This is a genomic window from Aeromonas sp. S11(2024), assembly GCF_041402345.1.
In the GTDB taxonomy this organism is placed as follows: domain Bacteria; phylum Pseudomonadota; class Gammaproteobacteria; order Enterobacterales; family Aeromonadaceae; genus Aeromonas; species Aeromonas veronii.
This window is the reverse complement of record NZ_JBGLRC010000003.1, coordinates 123,293-145,011: the sequence shown is the minus strand read 5'-3', so window position 1 is coordinate 145,011 and position 21,719 is coordinate 123,293. Positions and strand designations below refer to the sequence as shown.

21 protein-coding genes are annotated in these 21,719 nt (G+C 58.8%); 19 read left to right on the top strand and 2 right to left on the bottom strand.

Annotation, left to right across the window (positions count from 1 at the left end; translation table 11 throughout):
• Positions 1-46: 46 nt before the first annotated feature.
• From lafT to ACB040_RS03930, 3 genes are read left to right on the top strand one after another with little or no spacing between them, the layout of a single operon-like run.
• On the top strand, positions 47-904 hold the full coding sequence (gene lafT, locus ACB040_RS03940; RefSeq protein WP_338773515.1) for a lateral flagellar motor stator protein LafT: 858 nt from the start codon (positions 47-49) through the stop codon (positions 902-904).
• Positions 904-1,851 (top strand): lateral flagellar motor protein LafU, encoded by a 948-nt coding sequence (lafU, locus tag ACB040_RS03935; RefSeq protein WP_139494768.1) that lies wholly within the window; start codon positions 904-906, stop codon positions 1,849-1,851. The genes lafT and lafU overlap by 1 nt, the downstream gene beginning before the upstream one ends.
• Entirely contained in the window at positions 1,838-2,299 is a 462-nt protein-coding gene (locus ACB040_RS03930) for a hypothetical protein (RefSeq protein WP_158110345.1), read from the top strand. Before lafU ends, ACB040_RS03930 begins: the two co-directional genes overlap by 14 nt.
• Here the strand turns inward: ACB040_RS03930 and ACB040_RS03925 are convergent.
• Both ACB040_RS03925 and ACB040_RS03920 read right to left on the bottom strand, forming a co-directional pair.
• Positions 2,232-3,239, bottom strand: coding sequence for a lytic transglycosylase domain-containing protein (locus tag ACB040_RS03925; protein WP_338773519.1), 1,008 nt, complete (start codon positions 3,237-3,239; stop codon positions 2,232-2,234). The genes ACB040_RS03930 and ACB040_RS03925 overlap by 68 nt on opposite strands.
• Before the next feature lie 80 nt (positions 3,240-3,319).
• Positions 3,320-3,769: a hypothetical protein gene (locus tag ACB040_RS03920; RefSeq protein ID WP_159157764.1), complete on the bottom strand. Its 450-nt coding sequence runs from the start codon at positions 3,767-3,769 to the stop codon at positions 3,320-3,322.
• Between the two features lie 114 nt (positions 3,770-3,883).
• On the opposite strand from ACB040_RS03920, the gene mraZ reads away from it, so the two are divergent.
• The 16 genes from mraZ to ACB040_RS03840 all read left to right on the top strand — a co-directional run bounded on the left by mraZ (position 3,884) and on the right by ACB040_RS03840 (position 21,707).
• Positions 3,884-4,342, top strand: a complete 459-nt coding sequence (mraZ, locus tag ACB040_RS03915; protein WP_338773521.1) for a division/cell wall cluster transcriptional repressor MraZ — start codon at positions 3,884-3,886, stop codon at positions 4,340-4,342.
• Complete coding sequence (gene rsmH, locus ACB040_RS03910; RefSeq protein WP_005336168.1) at positions 4,343-5,281, top strand: 16S rRNA (cytosine(1402)-N(4))-methyltransferase RsmH; 939 nt, start codon at positions 4,343-4,345, stop codon at positions 5,279-5,281.
• Positions 5,282-5,284: 3 nt separating this feature from the next.
• Entirely contained in the window at positions 5,285-5,599 is a 315-nt protein-coding gene (gene ftsL / locus ACB040_RS03905; RefSeq protein ID WP_005336166.1) for a cell division protein FtsL, read from the top strand.
• Complete coding sequence (locus ACB040_RS03900) at positions 5,596-7,350, top strand: peptidoglycan glycosyltransferase FtsI (protein WP_005336163.1); 1,755 nt, start codon at positions 5,596-5,598, stop codon at positions 7,348-7,350. The genes ftsL and ACB040_RS03900 overlap by 4 nt, the downstream gene beginning before the upstream one ends.
• Positions 7,283-8,815, top strand: a complete 1,533-nt coding sequence (gene murE, locus ACB040_RS03895) for a UDP-N-acetylmuramoyl-L-alanyl-D-glutamate--2,6-diaminopimelate ligase (protein WP_338773523.1) — start codon at positions 7,283-7,285, stop codon at positions 8,813-8,815. Before ACB040_RS03900 ends, murE begins: the two co-directional genes overlap by 68 nt.
• Entirely contained in the window at positions 8,812-10,167 is a 1,356-nt protein-coding gene (murF, locus tag ACB040_RS03890; RefSeq protein ID WP_338773525.1) for a UDP-N-acetylmuramoyl-tripeptide--D-alanyl-D-alanine ligase, read from the top strand. The genes murE and murF overlap by 4 nt, the downstream gene beginning before the upstream one ends.
• On the top strand, positions 10,161-11,243 hold the full coding sequence (gene mraY, locus ACB040_RS03885; protein WP_005356635.1) for a phospho-N-acetylmuramoyl-pentapeptide-transferase: 1,083 nt from the start codon (positions 10,161-10,163) through the stop codon (positions 11,241-11,243). Before murF ends, mraY begins: the two co-directional genes overlap by 7 nt.
• A gap of 4 nt (positions 11,244-11,247) precedes the next feature.
• Positions 11,248-12,531, top strand: coding sequence for a UDP-N-acetylmuramoyl-L-alanine--D-glutamate ligase (gene murD / locus ACB040_RS03880; RefSeq protein WP_338773527.1), 1,284 nt, complete (start codon positions 11,248-11,250; stop codon positions 12,529-12,531).
• Positions 12,528-13,709: a cell division protein FtsW gene (gene ftsW / locus ACB040_RS03875; protein ID WP_338773529.1), complete on the top strand. Its 1,182-nt coding sequence runs from the start codon at positions 12,528-12,530 to the stop codon at positions 13,707-13,709. The genes murD and ftsW overlap by 4 nt, the downstream gene beginning before the upstream one ends.
• A complete protein-coding gene (gene murG / locus ACB040_RS03870) occupies positions 13,709-14,791 on the top strand; it encodes an undecaprenyldiphospho-muramoylpentapeptide beta-N-acetylglucosaminyltransferase (RefSeq protein ID WP_213389782.1) in 1,083 nt (360 codons plus the stop codon). The genes ftsW and murG overlap by 1 nt, the downstream gene beginning before the upstream one ends.
• Before the next feature lie 111 nt (positions 14,792-14,902).
• Positions 14,903-16,357 (top strand): UDP-N-acetylmuramate--L-alanine ligase, encoded by a 1,455-nt coding sequence (murC, locus tag ACB040_RS03865; RefSeq protein WP_005336150.1) that lies wholly within the window; start codon positions 14,903-14,905, stop codon positions 16,355-16,357.
• A 97-nt stretch (positions 16,358-16,454) separates the two neighbouring features.
• The gene (locus ACB040_RS03860) at positions 16,455-17,207 is read left to right on the top strand and encodes a cell division protein FtsQ/DivIB (protein WP_005336149.1); all 753 of its coding nucleotides are present in this window, start codon (positions 16,455-16,457) and stop codon (positions 17,205-17,207) included.
• Positions 17,188-18,447, top strand: coding sequence for a cell division protein FtsA (gene ftsA, locus ACB040_RS03855; RefSeq protein ID WP_005336148.1), 1,260 nt, complete (start codon positions 17,188-17,190; stop codon positions 18,445-18,447). Before ACB040_RS03860 ends, ftsA begins: the two co-directional genes overlap by 20 nt.
• A 39-nt stretch (positions 18,448-18,486) precedes the next feature.
• A complete protein-coding gene (gene ftsZ / locus ACB040_RS03850) occupies positions 18,487-19,638 on the top strand; it encodes a cell division protein FtsZ (RefSeq protein ID WP_005336147.1) in 1,152 nt (383 codons plus the stop codon).
• 99 nt (positions 19,639-19,737) lie between these two features.
• Positions 19,738-20,661: a UDP-3-O-acyl-N-acetylglucosamine deacetylase gene (lpxC, locus tag ACB040_RS03845; protein ID WP_005336146.1), complete on the top strand. Its 924-nt coding sequence runs from the start codon at positions 19,738-19,740 to the stop codon at positions 20,659-20,661.
• Between the two features lie 140 nt (positions 20,662-20,801).
• The gene (locus ACB040_RS03840; protein WP_005355107.1) at positions 20,802-21,707 is read left to right on the top strand and encodes a M23 family metallopeptidase; all 906 of its coding nucleotides are present in this window, start codon (positions 20,802-20,804) and stop codon (positions 21,705-21,707) included.
• Positions 21,708-21,719 lie beyond the last annotated feature (12 nt).

The following is a 21,719-nucleotide window of genomic DNA, read 5'->3' as shown; positions in this document are numbered from 1 at the left end:
GCTTCACCTTTACTGGTGACCCTTCTTGTATCGTGCGGGAACATTCATGCAAAAACAGATTGGCATCGGCGTCATATTAGTGTGCGTGCTGGGTGGCTTCATGATGGCCGGGGGAAACCTCGCAGCCTTGTGGCAGCCAGCCGAGCTCATCATCATCATCGGCGCAGCGGTAGGCTCCATGTTTCTGGGCAACTCGAAAGAGGTGATGCATGAAATGTGGCGGCAGATAAAGATGTGCTTCAAAGCGAATAAAGAAGAGAAAGAGGTCTATCGTGAGCTGTTGACTCTGATGCATCAACTGCTTGAAGAGACACGCAACAAGGGGATGAAGGCGCTCGACGAGCATATTGAAAATCCCCAGCAGAGCTCGGTTTTCTTGATGTATCCCCAGATTTCGGAAGATCCCCAACTGCTTGGTTTCATTATCGATAACCTGCGTCTGCTCGGAATGGGCAAGATCACACCCCATGAACTGGATACAGTGCTGGAGCAGGAGATCATGGCCATTGAAGAGGACATGCTCAAACCGGCCCATGCCTTGCACAAAACCGGTGAGGCCTGCCCGGGCTTCGGCATTCTTGCTGCGGTGATGGGGATCATCATCACCATGCAGCAACTCGACGGCCCCCTGAGCAATATCGGTGTCCATGTGGCGGCCGCTCTGGTGGGCACCTTTATCGGTATTTTCCTCTGCTACTGCTTGCTGGAGCCAATCAGCAATGCCATGGAAGATATGGTCAAGCGCCGTATCGGCCTGTTGATGTGCATCAAGTCGATCCTGATTGCCCAGTTGCGTGGCAAAACTCCTTTACTTGCCGTCGATTCGGGTCGCAAGATCCTGGAGCCTGAAGTCAAACCAAGCTTCCTTGAGCTGGAAGATTGGGTGACTAACAGGGCGATGTAATGCGTAACCACGAACAGATTATCGTCAAGCGCCAGCAGCGTCGTAACAGCGGTCCCAAAGGGGGCGGCGCCTGGAAGGTGGCATTTGCTGACTTTACGTTGGCCATGATGGCGTTCTTCATGGTGCTGTGGATCCTGGCTGTGTCCAATCAGGAGGAGCGGGAAGTCGTTGCCAGCCGCCTGCGGGACTACAGCATCATGGACAGTGAAGCCAACCCGTTTGATATTCGCAACAGCCCCTATCCTGTCGATCTCGGGGGTAACCCCTCTGTGATGGATGAGTTGAATCCCAAGTTCGATCAGCAGGGCCAGCTGATGCCCAAGCATATGGACCGTAATCAGAGCATTTTTTCTGACGGCCCGGGTGGTGGGTATGAAAAGCTGTTGATAGGCAAGCTTGAAGGTGAAGCCCAGATGAAGCAGCTGGCCAGCTTTATCGACCATCTTGCTGAGCAGATGCAGGCGAAGAATAACCTCGAGATTCAAATTGTTCCCCAAGGATTGCGGATCCTGATCCGTGATGATGCTGATCGGGAAATGTATAGCCGCGGCAGTGCCCGTATCAGCCCTTTCTTTCGCCATATGTTGATGGCGCTGGCACCCATATTCCAGCGTATCGAGAATCGGGTCATGATTTCTGGCCATACCGACAGCACACCGTTTGCCGGTGACAATTACAGCAACTGGGAGCTATCGTCAGACCGCGCCATGATGGCAAGACGGGTGTTGCTGGCGGGAGGCATGCCACCTGAACGGGTCGGGCAGGTTGTCGCGATGGCCGATACCATGCTGGAAGATACCCGGAATCCACAAAGCAGCCGTAATCGGCGCATTGAATTGCTGGTCATGACAACCCAGGCAGAAACTAATCTGGAGCAACTTTTCAGCTCCCAAACGCAAGCGGCAGCTAGTCATGCCAAGGAGATGATTTCCCATGGACGACCCTGAGATCGAGTTTCCGCTACATACCTCGCACAATGATCCACGCCGAAAGGTACCGCGCTGGTATCTGCACGATGGAACTACGCCTTTCGAGTCACAGAGTTGCGGGATTGCGGCCAGATTGCTGATTTCCGGATTGCTGTTTGACAAGAGCATTGGCCGCGCAGTGATCAAAGACATTGGTCCGGGCGGGGTCGGTTTCCTTGCTCCTGCTCGATTTGAATTACCCGAAACGGTGAAGCTCGCCCTATTGCCGCGAATTGCGCTGGATTGCAACATCACTCATCGTCGCGCCATTGGCCGGCAGCTCTGCTTTTATGGTGCTCGCTGGTCATATCCGGAAGAGGTTGATTTGGCTCCGGTACTGAGCCATTGGCGCCACAGTTTCATGGTGCCGCAATCAGCGGCCGCTTCTGCTGAATCCCAAGAGGATCAGGCAAGCGTTCCAGCCTGATCTCGCCTCGACTCATATCAAGCCCCCTGGCAGCTTTCAGCAACAGGGGATCATGCAGACTGTCCAGTGAGACCGCTTTGACAATGGCGGTCGCCCCTTTCTTCCGGTTGGCGGTGGGGGCTTTGCCTTTGCTATAGACGATAGGGCAATGGGTTATCCCTTGCGCGATAGGGAGTTGCCAGGCCGGATTCCAGCGGCTGGCTTCATTCATTGATACGCCTTTTGCCTGAGCCCACGCGGGCAGTGAGCAGCCGTTCGGATGACGGAATATTTGCAAGTCATTGCCGCTGTGCCATAGCGGAAGTTGAAACTGATAGCTGTCAGCCATATCAAGCAGTCTTGCCAGCGCAACAAAGCGCGCGACATAAAAGCGTGTTTCAGTCGGAAGATCCAGTTCCCATATATTACGTGTCCCCGCTTTTAAAACCGCATTGAGTACCCGCCCTTCTCCTGCGTTGTAGGCGGCCAAAGCAAGCAGCCAGTCATTGCCAAAGAAGCGATACAGCCATGCCAGATAGGAAAGGGCAGCCTCTGTCGCCAATGGCAGTGAATAGCGCCCATCAAATTCGCTGGTGATGGGAATGGCAAATCGGGTGGCGGTATCTGGCATCAGCTGCCAGGGGCCTGCGGCGCCAGCGGAAGAGACCACATCCAATCGGTAACTGCTTTCCAGTAAAGGAACAAAGGCAAGCAAGGGCGGCAGTTTGCGTTCGTGAACCTGTTCCGCGACCCAGCGAATAACGGGCTGTGTCTCCGCAAGACGTTGTTGGAGATAAGGGCGCTGCTTCAACAGGAATTGTTGCTGCTGGCTGACCAAGTCGACCCCTTTTCCCTGGATCGGGATTGGGAAACCTGCTTGCCAGTGATAATTGTGATAAGCATGGCAAGATGTTGATATCATTAACATCCCGCTCATTAGCAAAAAAACGAGCCGGGTCATGGGGCAATTGTTGAGCAAGGATCGCGCAATAATAAAAACATGATATATCTCAACAGTTTTTTGAATTTAAGGTCGTCTGATCATGTGTAATCCAGGACGTAGCAAGCATGATAACACGAGTAAAAAAGAGCCCAAATTCGGGTAAAGCGATTCAGAAGTTTTTGCTGTATCTGATACTCGCCAATTTCATTCTGATGGGCTTGTACATTGGTTACGCTCAAGAGCTGACATTTGCCACCAATATTCTGCTGACATCCCTGCTGATTATTTACAATCTGTTGCTTTGTCAGCTGGTGTCTCTGCGTGCTCGCCGTTCGAAAGATGGTTACATCATCTATCCAGTGATATGTGTCAGTATTTTGCTCTGTGCAGTGGTATTGTTCCGTTTCATCATATCGCCCAGATAGTGACCGCTCACCGACTTGCTGCTTATTAATCACTTTCTGTTTTTTCAGCAATAACTCTTGGAAAATCAACCTACTCAATCCGCAGCATGCAATTGCTGCGTCAATATGTTCCCTCTGTCCCATCTCCTTGCTTGAAAAGCCCCCTGCTCGTCCTTAAACTTCAAGGTGGGGAAAAGTGGATCAAAGTGGTTTTTAGAGGGGCAATCTGCCTGCTCACTCACCTTCAGGGACTGCAATTTGTTGCGTGGCGCTCATGCCATCAGCCTGGACAGTAAAGGGCGGCTGGCAATTCCGACCAAATTCCGTGATTGGCTGCGCGACGAAAGCGACGGCCAGCTGGTCTGCACCATCGATATTGCCCATCCCTGTCTGCTGCTTTATCCCCTGAATGAATGGGAAGAGGTCGAGCGCAAGCTCAAGACTCTCTCCAGCATGAATCCGCAAGAGCGCCGTTTGCAGCGACTGCTGCTGGGACATGCAACCGAATGCGAGCTGGATGGCAATGGCCGTCTGCTGCTCAGTCAGCCACTGCGCAACCATGCGAGGCTGGACAAGAAAATCATGCTGGTGGGCCAGCTCAACAAGTTTGAGTTGTGGGATGAAGCCCGCTGGCAACAACAGGTCAATGACGACATCTTGGGTCTGCCCGGGGACGATTGGGCAAGCTCACCACGACTACAGGATTTCTCTTTATAAATGACCCAAGCCGCTGAACACATCACTGTGCTGCTGCACGAAGCCGTTGAAGGTCTGGCTATCAAGCCGGACGGTGTCTACGTCGACGGTACTTTTGGCCGTGGTGGTCATTCTCGTCTGATCCTGCAGCACCTTGGCCCCAATGGCCGCCTGATCGCCATCGACCGCGATCCCCAGGCGATCGCCGAAGCGGCCAAGATCCAGGATCCCCGTTTCGAAATTGTGCACGGCCCCTTCTCCGGCATCGCCTCCTATCTGGATGAGCGCGGTTTGTTGGGCAAGGTGGATGGCTTCCTGCTGGATCTGGGGGTCTCTTCACCCCAGTTGGATGATGCCGAGCGCGGCTTCAGCTTTATGAAAGATGGTCCGCTCGATATGCGGATGGACCCCACCTCCGGTCAGAGCGCCGCCGAGTGGTTGGCCAAGGCAGATGTGGATGACATCGCCTGGGTGCTGAAGACCTTCGGTGAGGAGCGTTTTGCCAAGAAGATCGCCCGTGCCATTGTGCATGACCGAGTGACCGAGCCTTATGTGCGTACCCGCCAACTGGCGGAGATGATTGCCCGGGTCAATCCGAGCAAGGAGAAGGGTAAGCATGCGGCAACACGCAGTTTCCAGGCCATTCGCATCTATATCAACAGCGAGCTGGACGAGATCGAAACCGCGCTCAACGGTGCACTGGAAGTGCTAGCACCACATGGACGTCTATCAGTGATTAGCTTCCATTCGCTGGAAGACCGATTGGTGAAGCATTTCATCCGCAAGCACGAGAAGGGGCCGGAAGTGCCTTACGGCATTCCGTTGACCGAGGCCCAGCTGGCTGGCGGTCGCAAATTGAAGTCGGTCGGCAAGGCGCTCAAGCCTTCTGATCATGAAGTATCTGAAAACAGCCGGTCACGCAGCTCGGTGCTGCGGGTTGCCGAACGGCTGGCGGAGTAAGCGATGAGCGAAGTGCGTGTTCATCTGGCCAAGGAGATCGTTGCCGATCTCTGGCGGCACAAGCTGCAGATTTTTCTGTCGGTCGCCGTGCTGGTGACCGCGTTTGCCGTGATCCTGGTGACCAACATGACCCGTGGTCTGACGGCCAAGCAGAACGATCTGATGGCGGAAGAGGATCGCCTCAATATCGAATGGCGCCACCTGCTGCTGGAGCAGGGCACCCTGGCTGAGCACTCCCGGGTGGCGAGTCTGGCGATGGACAAGTTGCAGATGGGTCGTCCGCTGGTGACCACCGAGAAGGTAATTACCCAACCATGAAACGCAAGGCTACAGCCAAAGCTGCCAAAGCGAATGTCAAAGCGCCATCGATCTATCCGTGGCGCTTTCGCACGCTTGCGGTGTTTATCGGCATCGCGTTTGTGGGTCTGATCCTGCGTCTGGCCTGGATCCAGGTGATCAATCCGGATCGCCTGCGTCAGGAAGGGGACATGCGTTCCCTGCGTACCACCTCTACCCAAGCGGTGCGCGGCATGATCACCGATCGCAACGGCGAGCAGCTGGCGGTTTCGGTACCGGTCGAGGCGGTCTGGGCCGATCCCAAGACGGTGCATGAATCCGGGGCCATCAATAATGAGCGAGCCTGGCTGGCGCTCTCCGCCGTGCTCAAGCTCGACATCAATACCCTCAAACACCGCATCGCCAACCCCAGCAAGCGTTTCGTCTATCTGCAGCGTCAGGTTACTCCTGCGGTGGCGGAATATATCAAGGGGCTCAAGCTGGGTGGCGTCTACCTGCGCCCTGAAGCACGCCGCTTCTACCCGACCGGCGAGATCAGCGCCCATCTGGTGGGGGTAACCAACATCGATGGCAGCGGTATTGAAGGGATTGAGCGCAGCTACAACGAGTGGCTGACGGCGACACCCGGCGAAATGCGGGTACGAAAGGATCGTCAAGGTCGCGTCATCGAGCGGCTTGGCATCGTCAAAGAGGGCAAGAACGCCAACGACCTGCAGCTCAGTATCGATCAGCGGGTGCAGGCTCTGGCCTACCGTGCCCTCAAGCGGGCAACCGACGAGAACAAGGCGACCTCCGGCTCCATGGTGATGCTGGATATCAAGACCGGTGAAGTGCTCGCCATGGTCAACACCCCCTCCTATAACCCGAACAACCGAGGCCAGTATCAGAGCTTCCGGGTACGCAACCGGGTGGTGACTGATACCTACGAGCCGGGTTCGACCGTCAAGCCATTGATTTTGCTCAGTGCCTTGCAGGCAGGTGTCACCAGCTGGAAGGATTTCATTCCCGGTGGTCCGCTCTTTATCGGTGCCAAGCAGATCAAGGACGTCAGTATCCACAAGGCGACCAACCTCTACGACATCCTGCGCTACTCCTCCAACATCGGTATGTCACGCATCGCGCTGCGGATGCCGGCGCAGGAGATGATCAATACCCTCAGCATGTTCGGTTTCGGCATGGATACCGGCAGCGGGCTGATGGGCGAGAGCAGCGGCATGCTGCCCCAGCGTCGTCGCTGGTCCGATATCGAGCGGGCAACCCTCTCGTTCGGTTATGGTCTGCGAGTCACCCCGCTGCAGCTGGCTTCCGCCTACGCCACCCTGGCCAACAAGGGCAAGCGGGTGCCGCTCTCCATCGTCAAGGTGACTACGCCGCCCAAGGGTGAGCAGGTTATCGATCACAACAACGCCGCTGCCATGTTGCAGGCGCTGGAGTATGTGGTCGACAACGCCATTCCAAAAGCCAAGATCCCGGGCTATCGGGTTGGCGGCAAGAGTGGTACCGCCAAGGTCGCCGTCGCCGGTGGCTATGGCAAGGATTACATGGCCTGGTTTGCCGGTTTCGCACCCGCCAGTGATCCCCGTTTCGTCATGGTGGTGGTGATCAACGAGCCAAAAGGCAGCGCCTATTATGGCGGCGCCGTGGCTACCCCACCGTTTGCAGAGGCCATGGGCGGGGTGCTGCAGCTCTTCAATATTCGTCCCGATGCGGTGCCGCCAGCGGTGCCCACCAAACTTGCCCGTACGGAGGCCTCTCTTGTCCCGCGCACTTGATGTATTACTGCGCCCCTTCGGTATCCAGGCGCCGGCGCTCACCCTGACCGATATCCAGCTGGATAGTCGGCGGGTTGGCCCCGGCTCGCTCTTCGTGGCCATTCGTGGTCATCAAGTGGATGGCAGACGGTTTATCGAACAGGCGGTGGCTCAGGGAGCGACCGCTGTTGTGTTTGAGGAGGATGGTGAATTTATCCCACCATCGACTTCGGTTTCCTGTATCGGGATGCGGGATCTGCCCGCTCACCTCTCAGCACTCGCAGGTACCTTCTACGACCAGCCTGCGAACAAGCTGCAACTGGTGGGGATCACCGGCACCAACGGCAAGAGCACTACAGCACTGCTGGTCGCCAACTGGCGCACCCTGCTGGGTGGTAAAGCGGGCGTGATGGGCACCATCGGCAACGGCCTGTTCGGCAACCTGATCGAAGCGGAAAACACCACCGGCAGCGCCGTGCAGGTGCAAGCCAATCTGGCTGCGCTGCAAGCGCAGGGGGCGGATCTGGTGGCGATGGAGGTCTCCAGCCACGGTCTGGTGCAGCATCGTGTTGCCGCACTGCCGTTTGCCGCCGCTGTCTTCACCAACTTGAGCCGGGATCACCTCGACTACCACGGCACCATGGAAGCCTATGGCGCGGCCAAAGAGCAGTTGCTGCAGTTGGTCGATGAGTCGAATGCGGTGATCAACCGTGATGACGAGTTGGGTGCCAAGTGGCTCGAAAAATACCCGGCAGCGGTGGCGTTCAGCGTTAATGGCCCGATTGAACACCATTCTGGCCGTCAATTAACGGCGCAGCAGCTCGATTTTCACCAGCAAGGTTTTCGCGCGCAGATTAACTCCAGCTGGGGGAATGGTGTATTATCCGCCCCCTTGCTCGGGCGCTTCAACGTCAGCAATGTGCTGGCCGCGATGGGCGTGATGCTGGTGCTCGGTTACGACTTCAACGAGCTGCTGGCGACAGCGCCTCAATTGCAGCCAGTGACCGGCCGCATGGAGTGTTTTGGTGGTGGCGATACGCCGCTGGCGGTGGTCGATTACGCCCACACCCCGGATGCACTGGAGAAGGCATTGCAAGCCCTGCGGGTGCACTGCACAGGCCAGCTCTGGTGTCTGGTCGGTTGTGGTGGTGATCGGGATCGCGGCAAGCGCCCCATGATGGCTGCCATGGCTGAACAGTATGCGGATCGCGTGATCCTGACCGATGACAATCCCCGTACCGAGGAGCCGGCCCGGATCATGGCCGACATGGTGGCGGGTCTTCGCGATCCTGCTGCGGTGCAGGTGGAGCACGACCGGGTCAAGGCGATTGCGCTGGCCATCGGTCAGGCGAGCAAACAGGACATCATCCTGGTGGCCGGTAAGGGTCACGAGGATTATCAGATCATTGGAACCGACAAGCGGCACTACAGCGACCGGGAAACCGTCGCGGCTGCCTTGCACACATTATTGGAGTCATTCAAATGATGACCCTCAGGCTTGCCGAGCTGGCTCAGGTACTCGATGCCCGTCTGATTGGTGACGATGGCGAGATCACCGTCGTCAGTACCGACACCCGCACACTGGGCGCGGGTGCCCTGTTCGTTGCCCTGCGCGGCGAGCGCTTCGATGCCCACGATTTTTGCGAGCAGGCCGTTCAGGCAGGGGCCTCTGCCCTGCTGGTCGAGCGTGAGCTGCCGCTGGCCATTCCCCAACTGGTGGTAGCCGATACCCTCAAGGGGTTGGGCCGCCTTGGCAAACTGGTGCGTGAGCGCATCAACCCGAAAGTGCTGGCCATTACCGGCAGCTGCGGCAAGACCACGGTGAAGGAGATGGCAACCGCCATCCTGCGCAACGAAGGGGAAGTGCTGGCCACCGCTGGCAACTTCAACAACGAGGTGGGCGTGCCGCTCACCCTGCTGCGCCTCGAGCCGCAGCACAAGTTTGCGGTGATGGAGCTGGGTGCCAATCATCCGGGCGAGATCGCCTGGACTACCTCGCTGGCCAAACCCGATGCCGCCATCATCAACAACGTGGCGGCGGCCCATCTGGAGGGCTTCGGCTCGCTGGAAGGGGTGTTCCACGCCAAGAGCGAAATCTTTGAGGGCTTGAGCGAGGGTGGCACCGCCATCGTCAACGCCGACAACGAATTCTGGCCGAAGTGGCGGGAACGCGGCATTCAGTGCGCCTTCTCCATCGACGATCAGAGCCAGCCGTTCCACGCGCGCAACCTTGTACTCAACGAACAAGGTTGTGCCGAGTTCGTGATGGTGACCCCGCAGGGCGAGCTGAGCCTGACCTTGGCGATCCCGGGTCGCCACAACGTGGCCAATGCGTTGGCTGCTGCTGCCGGTACCCTGGCGCTCGGCGCTTCTCTGGCATCGGTCAAAGCCGGTCTTGAGCAGATGGCTCCGGTCAAGGGACGCTTCTGCGTTCAACGCTGGGGCGGTCTGACTCTGGTGGATGATACCTACAATGCCAGCGTGGAGTCCGTGCTGGCGGGCATCGATGCCCTGACCGCCATGAGCGGCTTCAAGGTGCTGGTGTTCGGTGATATGCGGGAACTGGGTGAGGAGTCTGCCGAGCAACACGCCCGGGTTGGCCGTCATGCCCGCGAGTGCGGTCTGGATGCCGTGCTGACAGTGGGGGAAGAGAGTCGCCACACCGCAGATGCCGCGGCGGGCCGACATTTCGATAACAAGGCGTCGTTGTTTGAAGTGCTTGCGCAAATGATAAATACACATCAGGAAATTTCGATTCTGGTCAAAGGGGCACGTGGCTCCCGCATGGAAGATATCGTCGAGATGGTCAAAGGCCGTCAGGAGTCAGCCACATGCTAGTCTGGCTGGCCGAACTGCTCACCCCGCACTTCACCTTCTTCAACGTCTTCTCCTACCTGACGTTTCGCGCCATCCTGTCGATCATTACCGGACTGGGGGTTGCCCTCTGGATGGGGCCACGCCTGATCCGTCGCCTGCAGATCCTGAAATTCGGTCAGGTGATCCGCAACGACGGTCCCGAGTCCCACCTCAGCAAGCGGGGCACCCCGACCATGGGTGGCCTGATGATCATTGCTGCGATTTTCACGTCTGTGCTGCTCTGGTGCCGCCTCGACAACCCCTATGTCTGGCTGGTGCTGTTTGTGCTGGGTGCCTACGGTGCCATCGGCTTTGCCGACGACTACCTCAAGGTGGTGCGCAAGAACACCGACGGCCTGATCGCACGCTGGAAGTATTTCTGGCAATCCGCGGTAGCGCTGGCGGTGGCGGTGTTCCTCTATGCGACCGCAACCCATGAGGGGCAGACCCAGCTGGTGGTGCCTTTCCTCAAGGATGTGATGCCGCAGCTTGGCCTGATGTTTATCGTGCTGACCTACTTTGTCATCGTTGGCACCTCCAACGCGGTCAACCTGACCGACGGTCTCGATGGCCTGGCCATCATGCCGACCGTGATGGTGGCGGGGGGCTTTGCCCTGATCGCCTGGGCTACCGGTAACGTCAACTTTGCCAGCTACCTGCACATTCCCTACGTGCCCTATACCTCCGAGCTGGTGATCGTCTGTACTGCCATCGTCGGGGCGGGTCTGGGTTTCCTCTGGTTCAACACCTATCCGGCGCAAGTATTCATGGGGGACGTTGGTTCCCTGGCACTGGGCGGCGCGCTCGGTACCATCGCCGTGTTGGTCCGTCAGGAGTTCCTGCTGGTGATCATGGGCGGCGTCTTCGTGATGGAGACCGTCTCGGTGATCCTGCAGGTGGGTTCATACAAGCTGCGCGGCGTGCGGATCTTCCGCATGGCGCCGATCCATCACCACTACGAGAAGAAGGGCTGGCCGGAGCCGCGCGTCATCGTGCGCTTCTGGATCATCACCCTCGTGCTGGTGCTGCTGGGTCTTGCCACCCTGAAGGTGAGGTAAGGCCATGGTCATCATCATCGGATTGGGCAAAACCGGACTTTCCTGCGTCGACTACTTCCTCGGCCGTGGCGTGACGCCATTGGTGATGGATACCCGTGCCAACCCGCCCGGCAAGGATCAACTGCCGCCTGAGGTAGAGCTCATTCACGGTCTCGACGAGGCGCTGCTCAAGCAGGCGCACATGATCGTCGCGAGCCCGGGTATCGCGCTGGCGACCCCCGAACTGAAAGCAGCTGCCGAGTGTGGCGTGCAGATCGTCGGTGATATCGAGCTGTTTGTGCGCGAGACCCAGACCCCGGTCATCGCTATCACCGGCTCGAACGGCAAGAGCACCGTTACCACCTTGGTGGGCGAGATGATTGCCGAAGCCGGTCTCAATGTCGGCGTGGGCGGCAATATCGGCACGCCTGCGCTGGAGCTGCTCAAGCAGCCGATGGATCTCTGCGTGCTGGAGCTCTCCAGCTTCCAGTTGGAAACTACTCACAGTTTGCGTGCTGCCGCCTCCGTGGTGCTGAACCTCTCAGAAGATCACATGGATCGTTATCAGGGCATGGCCGACTATCGTGCCGCCAAGATGGAGATCCATCTGCACTCCAAACACATTCTGGTCAATCGTGACGATGCTCAGACCCTGCCCGATGTGGGTCAGGTGTGGCAGAGCTTTGGTCTCGACTGCAATGGCTATGGCCGTTGCCTGCTGGATGGCCGCTACTGGTTGACGTTGCACGGTGAACCACTGCTGGCGGTAGACGAGATGAAGATCGTCGGTGCCCACAATCAGGCCAACGCCCTTGCGGCCATGGCGCTGTGCGATGCGGTCGGTATTCCCCGTGCGGCTCAGCTTACCGTGCTGCGTCGTTTCGAGGGCTTGCCCCATCGTGCCCGCTTCGTGCGGGAGGTGAACGGGGTGCGCTGGATCAACGATTCCAAGGCCACCAACGTGGGGGCCACGCTGGCTGCCGTTGCCGGTGTGCGCGAGTCGGTCAAGGGGCGCCTGCTGCTGCTGGCCGGTGGTCAGGGTAAGGGGCAGGATTTTGGCCCGATCCAGGCGCTGCTGGGCAACCAGATCGATCACATGTACTGCTTCGGTCAGGATGCCGAGGTGCTGCTGGCACTGGGCGAGCAGACCGAACGGGTGGACGACCTGGCCGCTGCAGTTGCCAAAGCGGCTGCCGATGCCAAGCCCGGTGACTGGGTGCTGCTGGCGCCGGCCTGTGCCAGCCTCGATCAGTTCAAGTCGTTCGAGGTGCGCGGCGATCGCTTCACCGAGATGGTGCTGGCGCTATGAACGCCCTTCGCGCAGCAGCAGGTCTGTTCCAGCGCTGGGTGTTACCGGCGCGTCCTGCCGGTCTCTACGATCGGCAGCTGGTACTGTTGGCGCTCTCCCTGATGGCGGTCGGGGTGGTCATCGTGGCCTCGGCGTCGATCCCCGAAGGGATTGCGCTGGGGGATGACCCCTTCATGTTTGTGAAGCGTCACGCCCTGTTTCTGGTGATGGCGCTCGGTATCTCCTGGTTTGTGTTGCAGGTGCCGATGGCGCGCTGGCAACAGCACAATGGCCCCATGCTGCTGCTGGCGATCTTGATGCTGGTGCTGGTGCTGCTGGTGGGGCGGAACGTCAACGGTGCGGTGCGCTGGTTGCCGCTCGGCCCCTTCAACCTGCAGCCTGCCGAGTTTGGCAAGCTGGCGCTGTTTGTCTATCTGGCCGGCTATCTGGTACGGCGCCAGAGCGAAGTGCGCGAAGCCTGGATCGGCTTCCTGAAACCGCTGGCGGTGTTCGGGGTGCTGGCAGTCTTGCTGCTGTTGCAGCCTGACCTGGGTTCTACCGTGGTGATGTTCGTTACCTCGTTCGGCATGCTGTTTCTGGCCGGTGCCCGACTGGGGCAGTTTTTGACCCTGATCGGCGCGGGCCTCGGTTCGGTGGTGATGCTGATCATCGTCGAGCCCTACCGGATGCGGCGGGTGACCTCCTTTATGGATCCCTGGGCCGATCCGTTTGGCAGTGGCTACCAGTTGACCCAGTCGCTGATGGCGTTTGGCCGTGGCAGCTGGTTTGGCGAAGGGCTTGGCAACTCTATCCAGAAGATGGAGTACCTGCCGGAAGCGCACACCGACTTCGTGTTTGCGATTCTCGGTGAAGAGCTGGGTTACGTCGGGGTGCTGGGCGCCCTGTTCCTGATTTTTGCGCTGGCGGTCAAGGCGCTCAAGCTGGGGCATCGTGCGCTGGTGGCAGAGCGGCTCTATGACGGTTATCTGGCCATCGGCATCGGCATCTGGTTCAGCTTCCAGACCTTTGTCAACGTCGGCGCGGCCAGCGGCATGATGCCAACCAAGGGCTTGACCCTGCCGCTGGTCAGTTACGGTGGTTCCAGTCTCATCATCATGTCGGTGGCGGTGAGCATGTTGATTCGAATCGATTTTGAGTTGCGTCAGGCGACAGCCCAGGCGCGCGTGCGGGAGGTTTAGTGAGCAAGACTCTGTTGGTGATGGCAGGTGGTACCGGTGGGCATGTGTTCCCCGGTCTGGCCGTGGCCGATCGCCTGAAGGCCCAGGGCTGGACTGTCCACTGGCTCGGCACTGCCGACCGGATGGAGGCGGAGCTGGTGCCCGCCCACGGTTATCCCATCTCCTTCATCGATATTCAGGGGGTGCGTGGCAACGGCATCAAACGACTGCTGGTTGCGCCCTATCGCATCGTCAAATCGATCCTGCAGGCGCGTCAGGTGCTCAAGACCGTTCGTCCTGACGTGGTGCTCGGCATGGGCGGTTTTGCCTCCGGCCCGGGTGGCGTGGCGGCCTGGTTCTCCGGCATCCCGCTGCTGCTCCATGAGCAGAATGCCGCTGCCGGCATGACCAACAAGCTGCTGGCCCGTATCGCCAGGCGGGTGTTGATGGCATTTCCGGGCGCCTTCGCGCCGAGCCGTCGCACCGCCGTGGTCGGTAATCCGGTGCGTCCCGAAGTGGTCGCCCTGCCGGATCCGCAACTGCGCAGCGGGGATGAGCCACTGCATCTGCTGATCGTGGGTGGCAGTCTGGGGGCGCGGGTGCTCAACGAGCAGGTACCTGCTGCGGTGGCGGCATCCGGCGTGCCTATTGAAGTGCGTCACCAGTGTGGCAAGGGCAATGCCGAGACTGTCTCTGCTGCCTATGCCCAGCACGGCATCAATGCCGAGGTGAGCGAATTTATCAAGGATATGGCCAGCGCCTACGCTTGGGCCGACCTGGTGGTCTGCCGTGCCGGTGCGCTGACTGTTTCCGAAGTGGCTGCCGCCGGTGTGGCCGCCATTTTCGTGCCGCTGCCCCATGCTGTGGATGATCACCAGACCCGAAACGCCTTGACCCTTGTCGACGGCGGTGCAGCCGAGTTTCTGCCCCAGTCCGAGCTGAACACCGCTTCACTGGCGGCTCGCCTGACCTGGCTGGCTGGTCGCAGGGAGACCCTGTTTAACATGGCGAAAGCGGCTCGCCGCGTCGCCATCACCGATGCGGCCGAGCGGGTTGCGGATGAGTGCAAACAGCTCGCAACCGGGCAGTGTGGTAAAGATTGATGAGCAAGGTTGCAGCGGTGACACCGTGCAGCCTTGTACCTGTATGTATTGATGCCACCGTGCAGCCGCGCTTTGACGGCACATGGCCTGCGGCAGACTAAAGAGACGATTATGACCAAGGTTGAACTGGCAAAACTGCGTACTGTGATCCCCGAAATGCGCCGCGTGCGTCGCATCCACTTTATCGGCATCGGTGGTGCCGGTATGGGCGGGATCGCCGAAGTGCTTGCCAACGAAGGGTATCAGGTAACGGGTTCTGATCTGGCCCGCAACGCCGTGACCGAGCGGTTGGCCGGACTGGGTGCTCACATCTTCGTCGGCCACAGTGCCGAACACGTTGAGGGTGCCAGCGTGGTAGTGGTCTCTACTGCCATCAAGCAGGACAACCCGGAGCTGCTGGCTGCCCGCGAACTGCGGATCCCGGTGGTGCGCCGCGCCGAGATGCTGGCCGAGCTGATGCGTTTCCGTCACGGTATCGCCATTGCCGGTACCCACGGCAAGACCACCACCACCAGTCTGGTGGCGAGCATCTATGCCGAAGCCGACCGCGACCCGACCTTCGTCATCGGTGGCCTGCTCAACAGTGCCGGTACCAATGCCCGACTGGGCAGCAGCCGCTACCTGATTGCCGAGGCGGACGAGAGCGACGCCTCTTTCCTGCATCTGCAGCCGATGGTCTCTATCGTGACCAATATCGAAGCGGATCACATGGATACCTACGGCGGTGACTTCTCCAAGCTGAAGGCCACCTTCATCGAGTTTCTGCACAATCTGCCCTTCTACGGACTGGCGGTGGTCTGCATCGATGATCCGGTGATCCGTGGCATGTTGCCCGAGATTGCCCGTCCGACTCTGACCTACGGCCTCTCTGATGATGCCGACGTGCAGGTGCTGGATTTTGTCCAGACCACCAACCACAGCTGCTTCCGTGTTCGCCGCAAAGAGGCGGGTGAGCTGCAGGTGACCCTCAATTTGCCGGGTATTCACAACGCATTGAACGCCGCAGCGGCGATAGCTGTCGCGACAGAGGACGGTGTTAGCGACGAGGCCATCATCTCTGCACTGGCCAAATTTGAAGGGGTCGGTCGTCGCTTCCAGCAGTATGGCGAGTTTGAAACCGGTCGCGGCAAGGCGATGCTGGTGGACGATTACGGTCACCACCCGAGCGAAGTGAAGGTCACCATCAACGCCGCCCGTGCCGGTTGGCCCGAAAAGCGTCTGGTGATGGTGTTCCAGCCGCACCGTTATACCCGCACCCGCGACCTCTACGAGGACTTCGCCGATGTGCTCTCCAAGGTAGACGTGCTGGTAATGCTGGAGGTTTATGCTGCCGGTGAGGAGCCGATCCCGGGCGCTGATGGACGGGCACTGTGCCGCTCCATTCGCTCGCGTGGCAACCTGGAACCCATCTTCGTCGCTACACCGGATGACGTGCCAGCCGTGCTGGCCGACCTGATCGGCGAGGGGGATTTGGTGCTGACTCAAGGCGCCGGGAACGTCGGGGCGCTGGCCCGTCGTCTCGGAGAGATGAAATTGAGCATAGATAGCATGAAATCTGGCGCCTGAGGGCCCAATGAGTATTTTGACCGCCAAGCCGGGGCCTATATAATGGCGAACCGGTCTGTCAAAGGCCGGTTTAGCGCGTTACACGGGGATCGATCGGGTGGAGGCAAGGGCACAGGGGCGCACCAAGGGTGGCTTCATCGCAGGGGTAGCGTTTTTCCTGCTGGTGATATGGGGCTGCTACCGGACGGCGCTGGATGTTAAAGGTTGGCTGACAGATGCCAACCGGTTGCCCATGAGCGAGCTGTTGCTGCAGGGGCAACACCAGTATTTGCAAACCGAAGAGCTGCGGATGGCCGTGCTGGATGGCGCCGAGCTGCGCAACTTCTTCGAATTGGACGTCAACGAATTGCAGGCAAGGCTCAACGCCCTGCCATGGGTGGCCTCGGTCTCGGTACGAAAGAAGTGGCCGAACAAGATCAAGATCTACCTCACGGAACAAGATGTGGCGGCGCGCTGGAATGGCAACCGCTTCGTCAACACCAAGGGCAAGGTATTCAGTGCCCCGGATCGGGTCAAGACGCCGCTGTTGCAGCTGTCAGGGCCGGATGACCAGGCCGCCCGGGTGTTGAAAGAGAGTCGGCAGTACGAGTCGCAACTGGCTGCCAAGGGATACAAGTTGCTGGGGGTGAATCTGACCCCCCGCCATGCCTGGGAACTGACCCTGGATGGCAATATCAAGCTGTTCCTGGGACGCAATGACATTGCGCTCCGGCTGCAGCGGTTTATCGATGCCTTCCCGGTTATCGAACCCCGTGCGCAAGTCGCCTACGTGGATCTTCGATACGACACCGGAATGGCAGTTGGCTGGAAGAAGAGCGAAGAGAAAGTGCATGACCAACACCGCAGATAGGAATTTGATTGTCGGACTGGATATCGGCACAACCAAGGTGGCGGTTCTGGTCGGGGAAGTATTGCCGGACGGTGAACTGAACGTCATCGGTATGGGCAGTCACGCTTCTCGCGGAATGGAGAAGGGCGGGGTCAATGACCTCGACTCCGTGGTCAAGTCACTGCGCCGCGCGGTGGAAGAGGCCGAGATGATGGCAGATTGCCAGATCAGCTCGGTCTATCTGGGGTTGTCCGGCAAGCATATTGATTGCCGCAACGAGACCGGTATGGTGCCCATCTCCGATGAAGAGGTGACCCAGGAGGATGTGGACAACGTGATCCACACCGCCAAGTCGGTTCGCCTCTCCGACGAGCTGCGCGTGCTGCATGTGCTGCCTCAGGAGTTTGCCATCGATTATCAGGAAGGGATCAAGAATCCGGTCGGCCTCTCCGGTGTGCGGATGGCAGCCAAGGTTCACCTGATCACCTGCCACAACGACATGGCTCGCAACATTGAGAAGTGTGTGGAGAAGGTCGGTTTGCGCGTGGATCAACTGATCTTCTCCGCGCTGGCCTCCAGCTATGCCGTGTTGACCGAAGACGAGAAAGAGCTGGGTGTCTGCGTGGTGGACATCGGTGGCGGCACCATGGACATGTCGCTGTTTACCGGCGGTGCTCTGCGCCACACCAAGGTGATCCCGTACGCTGGCAGTACTGTGACCAGCGACATCGCCTACGCCTTCGGCACGCCGCCGCTCGACGCGGAAGCGATCAAGGTGCGCTACGGTTGCGCCCTCGGTCGTCTGGTCAGCAAGGAAGACAATATTGAAGTACCCAGTGTCGGCGGTCGCCCGGCGCGCAGCCTGCAACGGCAGACACTGGCTGAAGTGATTGAGCCCCGTTACACCGAGTTGCTCTCCATGGTGAATGATGAGCTGGTGCGGGTACAAAGCGAGTTGAAAGCGCAGGGGGTCAAGCATCAGCTGGCAGCCGGTGTGGTCTTGACCGGCGGCGCTGCCCAGATTGAAGGCATTGTGGAGTGTGCAGAGCAGATCTTCCAGAGCCAGGTCCGGGTGGGAGAGCCCATGAACATACGTGGTTTGAGTGATTACGTGCAGGCACCGGTGTACTCGACTGCGGTCGGGTTGCTGCAATATGGCCGCACCCATCAAGCCACAGGTAGCAACAAAGAATATGCCGCCAAGGCAAGCGTCGGTGGCCTGGTCAAACGGGTTAGCAACTGGCTGCGTGGCGAGTTCTAAGAATTTTGCTGAGTCAGGCAAATAAAGCGGAGAGACAACATGTTTGAATTTATGGATAGCCACACTGACGAAGCCGTCATTAAAGTGATCGGTGTAGGTGGCGGCGGCGGTAACGCTGTCGAACACATGGTTCGTCAAAATATTGAGGGTGTTGAGTTCATTACCGTCAACACCGACGCCCAGGCACTGCGTAACTCCAGCGCCAACACTACCCTGCAGATCGGCGGTGGCATCACCAAGGGTCTGGGTGCCGGCGCCAATCCGGAAGTGGGTCGTGATGCGGCCATGGAAGATCGCGAAGCGCTGCGTGAGCTGCTGACCGGTTCCGACATGGTGTTCATCGCCGCCGGTATGGGTGGTGGTACCGGTACCGGTGCTGCGCCGATCGTGGCCGAAGTGGCGCGCGAGATGGGCATCCTGACCGTTGCCGTGGTCACCAAGCCGTTCTCCTTTGAAGGGAAGAAGCGGATGGGCTTCGCCGCCCACGGTATCGAAGAGCTCTCCAAAAACGTCGACTCCCTGATCACCATCCCCAACGACAAGTTGCTGAAGGTGCTGGGTCGCGGTATCTCCTTGCTGGATGCCTTCAAGGCGGCCAACGATGTACTGCTTGGCGCGGTACAGGGCATTGCCGAGCTGATCACCCGTCCGGGCTTGATCAACGTCGACTTCGCGGACGTGCGTACCGTTATGCGCGAAATGGGTACTGCCATGATGGGTACCGGTTCCGCCTCTGGTGATGACCGTGCCGAAGAAGCGGCCGAGAAAGCCATCTCCAGCCCGCTGCTGGAAGACGTGGATCTGGCTGGTGCCCGTGGCATCCTGGTCAACATCACCGCCGGTATGGACATGACCATCGAAGAGTTCGAAACCGTGGGTAACGCGGTCAAGGCCTTCGCTTCCGAGAACGCCACTGTAGTTGTGGGTACCGTAATCGATCCGGAAATGCACGACGAACTGCGTGTGACCGTGGTTGCTACCGGTATCGGTGCCGAGCGCAAGCCGGACATCACTTTGGTCAAGAGCAGCCAGGTGCAAGAGCGCCCGGTGCGTCAGCCGCTGGTTAGCGACATGATGCAAGGCCGCGTGATGGACGAAGCCCCGGCCAAGGTGGTCAACGCCGAGCCGCAAGCTCGTCGTGAACCGGATTACCTGGATATTCCGGCGTTCCTGCGCAAGCAAGCTGACTAAGCCTCTTATGGCTCTCGTTTGTTTGTTGTTCAAGGAATGTGCTAAGATGGCCTGCCAACGACCATCTGGTCCGGATTTTAAGCTGTTTAGGGTACACCCATGATTAGACAAAGAACCTTGAAAACGAGTGTACAGGCGACTGGTGTCGGCCTGCATTCGGGCCGGAAAGTCACCATGACGTTCCGTCCGGCGCCTGTGAACACAGGGATCGTTTACTTGCGTACCGACCTGAATCCTGTGGTGGAGCTGCCAGCCAATGCCGATCAGGTGCGCGATACCGTGCTCTGTACCGCTCTGGTCAACGAAGCCGGTGTCCGTGTCTCTACCATTGAGCACCTCTCTGCCGCGCTGGCCGGGATGGGGATCGACAACCTCTACGTTGAGGTTGACGCACCCGAGATCCCGGTAATGGACGGCAGTGCGCATCCCTTTATCTACCTGCTGCAGGAAGTCGGGATCCGTGAGCAGAATGCTGCCAAGCAGTTTGTGCGGATCAAGAAGAGCATCCGGGTTGAAGACGGCGACAAGTGGGCGGAATTCCACCCCTATCGCAACGGCTTCAAGATGGATCTCGAGATCGATTTCCAGCATCCTGTCTTTGAAGGGCGCAATCAGCGTTGCGTACTGGATTTCTCCGGTGCCTCCTTCGTGAAAGAGATCAGCCGTGCCCGTACCTTCGGGTTCATGCGTGATATCGAGTACCTGCGTTCCCAGAACCTGGCGCTGGGCGGAAGCCTGGAAAACGCCGTGGTACTGGACGATTATCGGGTGCTGAACGAAGACGGTTTGCGTTATGAGGACGAATTCGTCAAGCACAAGATGCTGGACGCGATCGGTGACCTCTATATGTGTAACCGCAGCATCATCGGTGAGTTCCGTGCCTACAAGACCGGGCATGCCCTGAACAACAAGCTGCTGCGTGCTTTGCTGGCCGAGCAGGAGGCTTGGGAACTGGTGACCTTCGAGGGTGAGGGCGACAAAGCGCCTATCGCTTACTACGATAACGGTCTGGTTCTGGCCTGATAGCTGTGCAACGGAACGTCGGTCCTCTCTCCGCACCGACGTTCCGTCATTTGTTTACTCCATCCTTTAATACCGATTATCTCCCGGTTTTATTTCCCGTGCTGGCTCCTGGCCGCACCTGACCGAGCAGACTGATTTCTATGAGCATTACCCTGATCCTCCACGGCAAGCAGCGACGCAAGTTGCACCTGCCCAAACAACGTCTGGCCTGGGTCGGCGGTATTCTCTTCTCCCTGTTGGCCCTTGGTGGTGGTTGGCTCTGGCAGAGCTGGCACCAGAAAATGGAGGCGCTGGAAGTGGCGCTTGCCGTTGCCGAGCAACAGTCCGTTGACCAGAGTGGTGACGAAGCCCGTGAACAGTTGGCAATGCTGGCAGCTCAGGTGGGCACCATGCAGGGTCAGCTTGGCCGTCTCAATGCCCTCGGTGAACGATTGACCGAGCAGGCCGATCTCGATCCCGACGAGTTCAATTTCAAAGAGCTGCCCCCCATGGGCGGCCCTTCTTATGATGAAGAGCTGGAAGTGAGCCTCAACGAGCTGCAAGCCTCGATGAAACACCTCAGCCAGCAGCTCAGCAGCCGTGAAGAGCAGCTGTCGGTACTTGAATCTTTCATCATGAATCACCATATCACCGATGCCGGTTTTATTTCCGGCACGCCAGTCAAGCAGGAGCGAGTTTGGGTCTCGTCCGGGTTTGGTGGACGGGTCGATCCGTTCAACGGGCGTGCCAAGATGCACAAAGGGGTCGATTTCCGTGGCAAACCCGGAACCCCGATTCTGGCCACCGGGCCCGGTATTGTCAGCTGGGCCGGCCGTCATCCGGAATTTGGCAATATGGTGGAGATTAATCACGGCAATGGCCTGGTCACCCGCTATGCCCACAACTCCAAGTTGCTGGTCGAGGTGGGCACCCTGGTTGATCAGGGTCAGAAGATTGCCTTGATGGGACGCACCGGTCGCGCGACCGGGGTCCATCTGCATTACGAAGTGTTGAAAGATGGTCGTCAGGTCAACCCCGCACGCTTTCTCAGTGCCAGACGGGGTTAGGTTTTTTTCTTC

What these genes read in the sequence shown, in the direction of transcription:
- lpxC (WP_005336146.1), top strand. Translation starts at nt 19,738, where the DNA reads ATGATTAGACAAAGAACCTTGAAAACGAGTGTACAGGCGACTGGTGTC.
- rsmH (WP_005336168.1), top strand. Translation starts at nt 4,343, where the DNA reads ATGACCCAAGCCGCTGAACACATCACTGTGCTGCTGCACGAAGCCGTT.
- ACB040_RS03900 (WP_005336163.1), top strand. Translation starts at nt 5,596, where the DNA reads ATGAAACGCAAGGCTACAGCCAAAGCTGCCAAAGCGAATGTCAAAGCG.
- ACB040_RS03840 (WP_005355107.1), top strand. Translation starts at nt 20,802, where the DNA reads ATGAGCATTACCCTGATCCTCCACGGCAAGCAGCGACGCAAGTTGCAC.
- ACB040_RS03930 (WP_158110345.1), top strand. Translation starts at nt 1,838, where the DNA reads ATGGACGACCCTGAGATCGAGTTTCCGCTACATACCTCGCACAATGAT.
- ACB040_RS03925 (WP_338773519.1), bottom strand. Translation starts at nt 3,239, where the DNA reads ATGACCCGGCTCGTTTTTTTGCTAATGAGCGGGATGTTAATGATATCA.
- lafT (WP_338773515.1), top strand. Translation starts at nt 47, where the DNA reads ATGCAAAAACAGATTGGCATCGGCGTCATATTAGTGTGCGTGCTGGGT.
- ftsA (WP_005336148.1), top strand. Translation starts at nt 17,188, where the DNA reads ATGACCAACACCGCAGATAGGAATTTGATTGTCGGACTGGATATCGGC.
- lafU (WP_139494768.1), top strand. Translation starts at nt 904, where the DNA reads ATGCGTAACCACGAACAGATTATCGTCAAGCGCCAGCAGCGTCGTAAC.
- ACB040_RS03920 (WP_159157764.1), bottom strand. Translation starts at nt 3,769, where the DNA reads ATGGGACAGAGGGAACATATTGACGCAGCAATTGCATGCTGCGGATTG.
- murE (WP_338773523.1), top strand. Translation starts at nt 7,283, where the DNA reads ATGCGGTGCCGCCAGCGGTGCCCACCAAACTTGCCCGTACGGAGGCCT.
- ftsZ (WP_005336147.1), top strand. Translation starts at nt 18,487, where the DNA reads ATGTTTGAATTTATGGATAGCCACACTGACGAAGCCGTCATTAAAGTG.
- murD (WP_338773527.1), top strand. Translation starts at nt 11,248, where the DNA reads ATGGTCATCATCATCGGATTGGGCAAAACCGGACTTTCCTGCGTCGAC.
- murF (WP_338773525.1), top strand. Translation starts at nt 8,812, where the DNA reads ATGATGACCCTCAGGCTTGCCGAGCTGGCTCAGGTACTCGATGCCCGT.
- murC (WP_005336150.1), top strand. Translation starts at nt 14,903, where the DNA reads ATGACCAAGGTTGAACTGGCAAAACTGCGTACTGTGATCCCCGAAATG.
- mraY (WP_005356635.1), top strand. Translation starts at nt 10,161, where the DNA reads ATGCTAGTCTGGCTGGCCGAACTGCTCACCCCGCACTTCACCTTCTTC.
- ftsL (WP_005336166.1), top strand. Translation starts at nt 5,285, where the DNA reads ATGAGCGAAGTGCGTGTTCATCTGGCCAAGGAGATCGTTGCCGATCTC.
- ftsW (WP_338773529.1), top strand. Translation starts at nt 12,528, where the DNA reads ATGAACGCCCTTCGCGCAGCAGCAGGTCTGTTCCAGCGCTGGGTGTTA.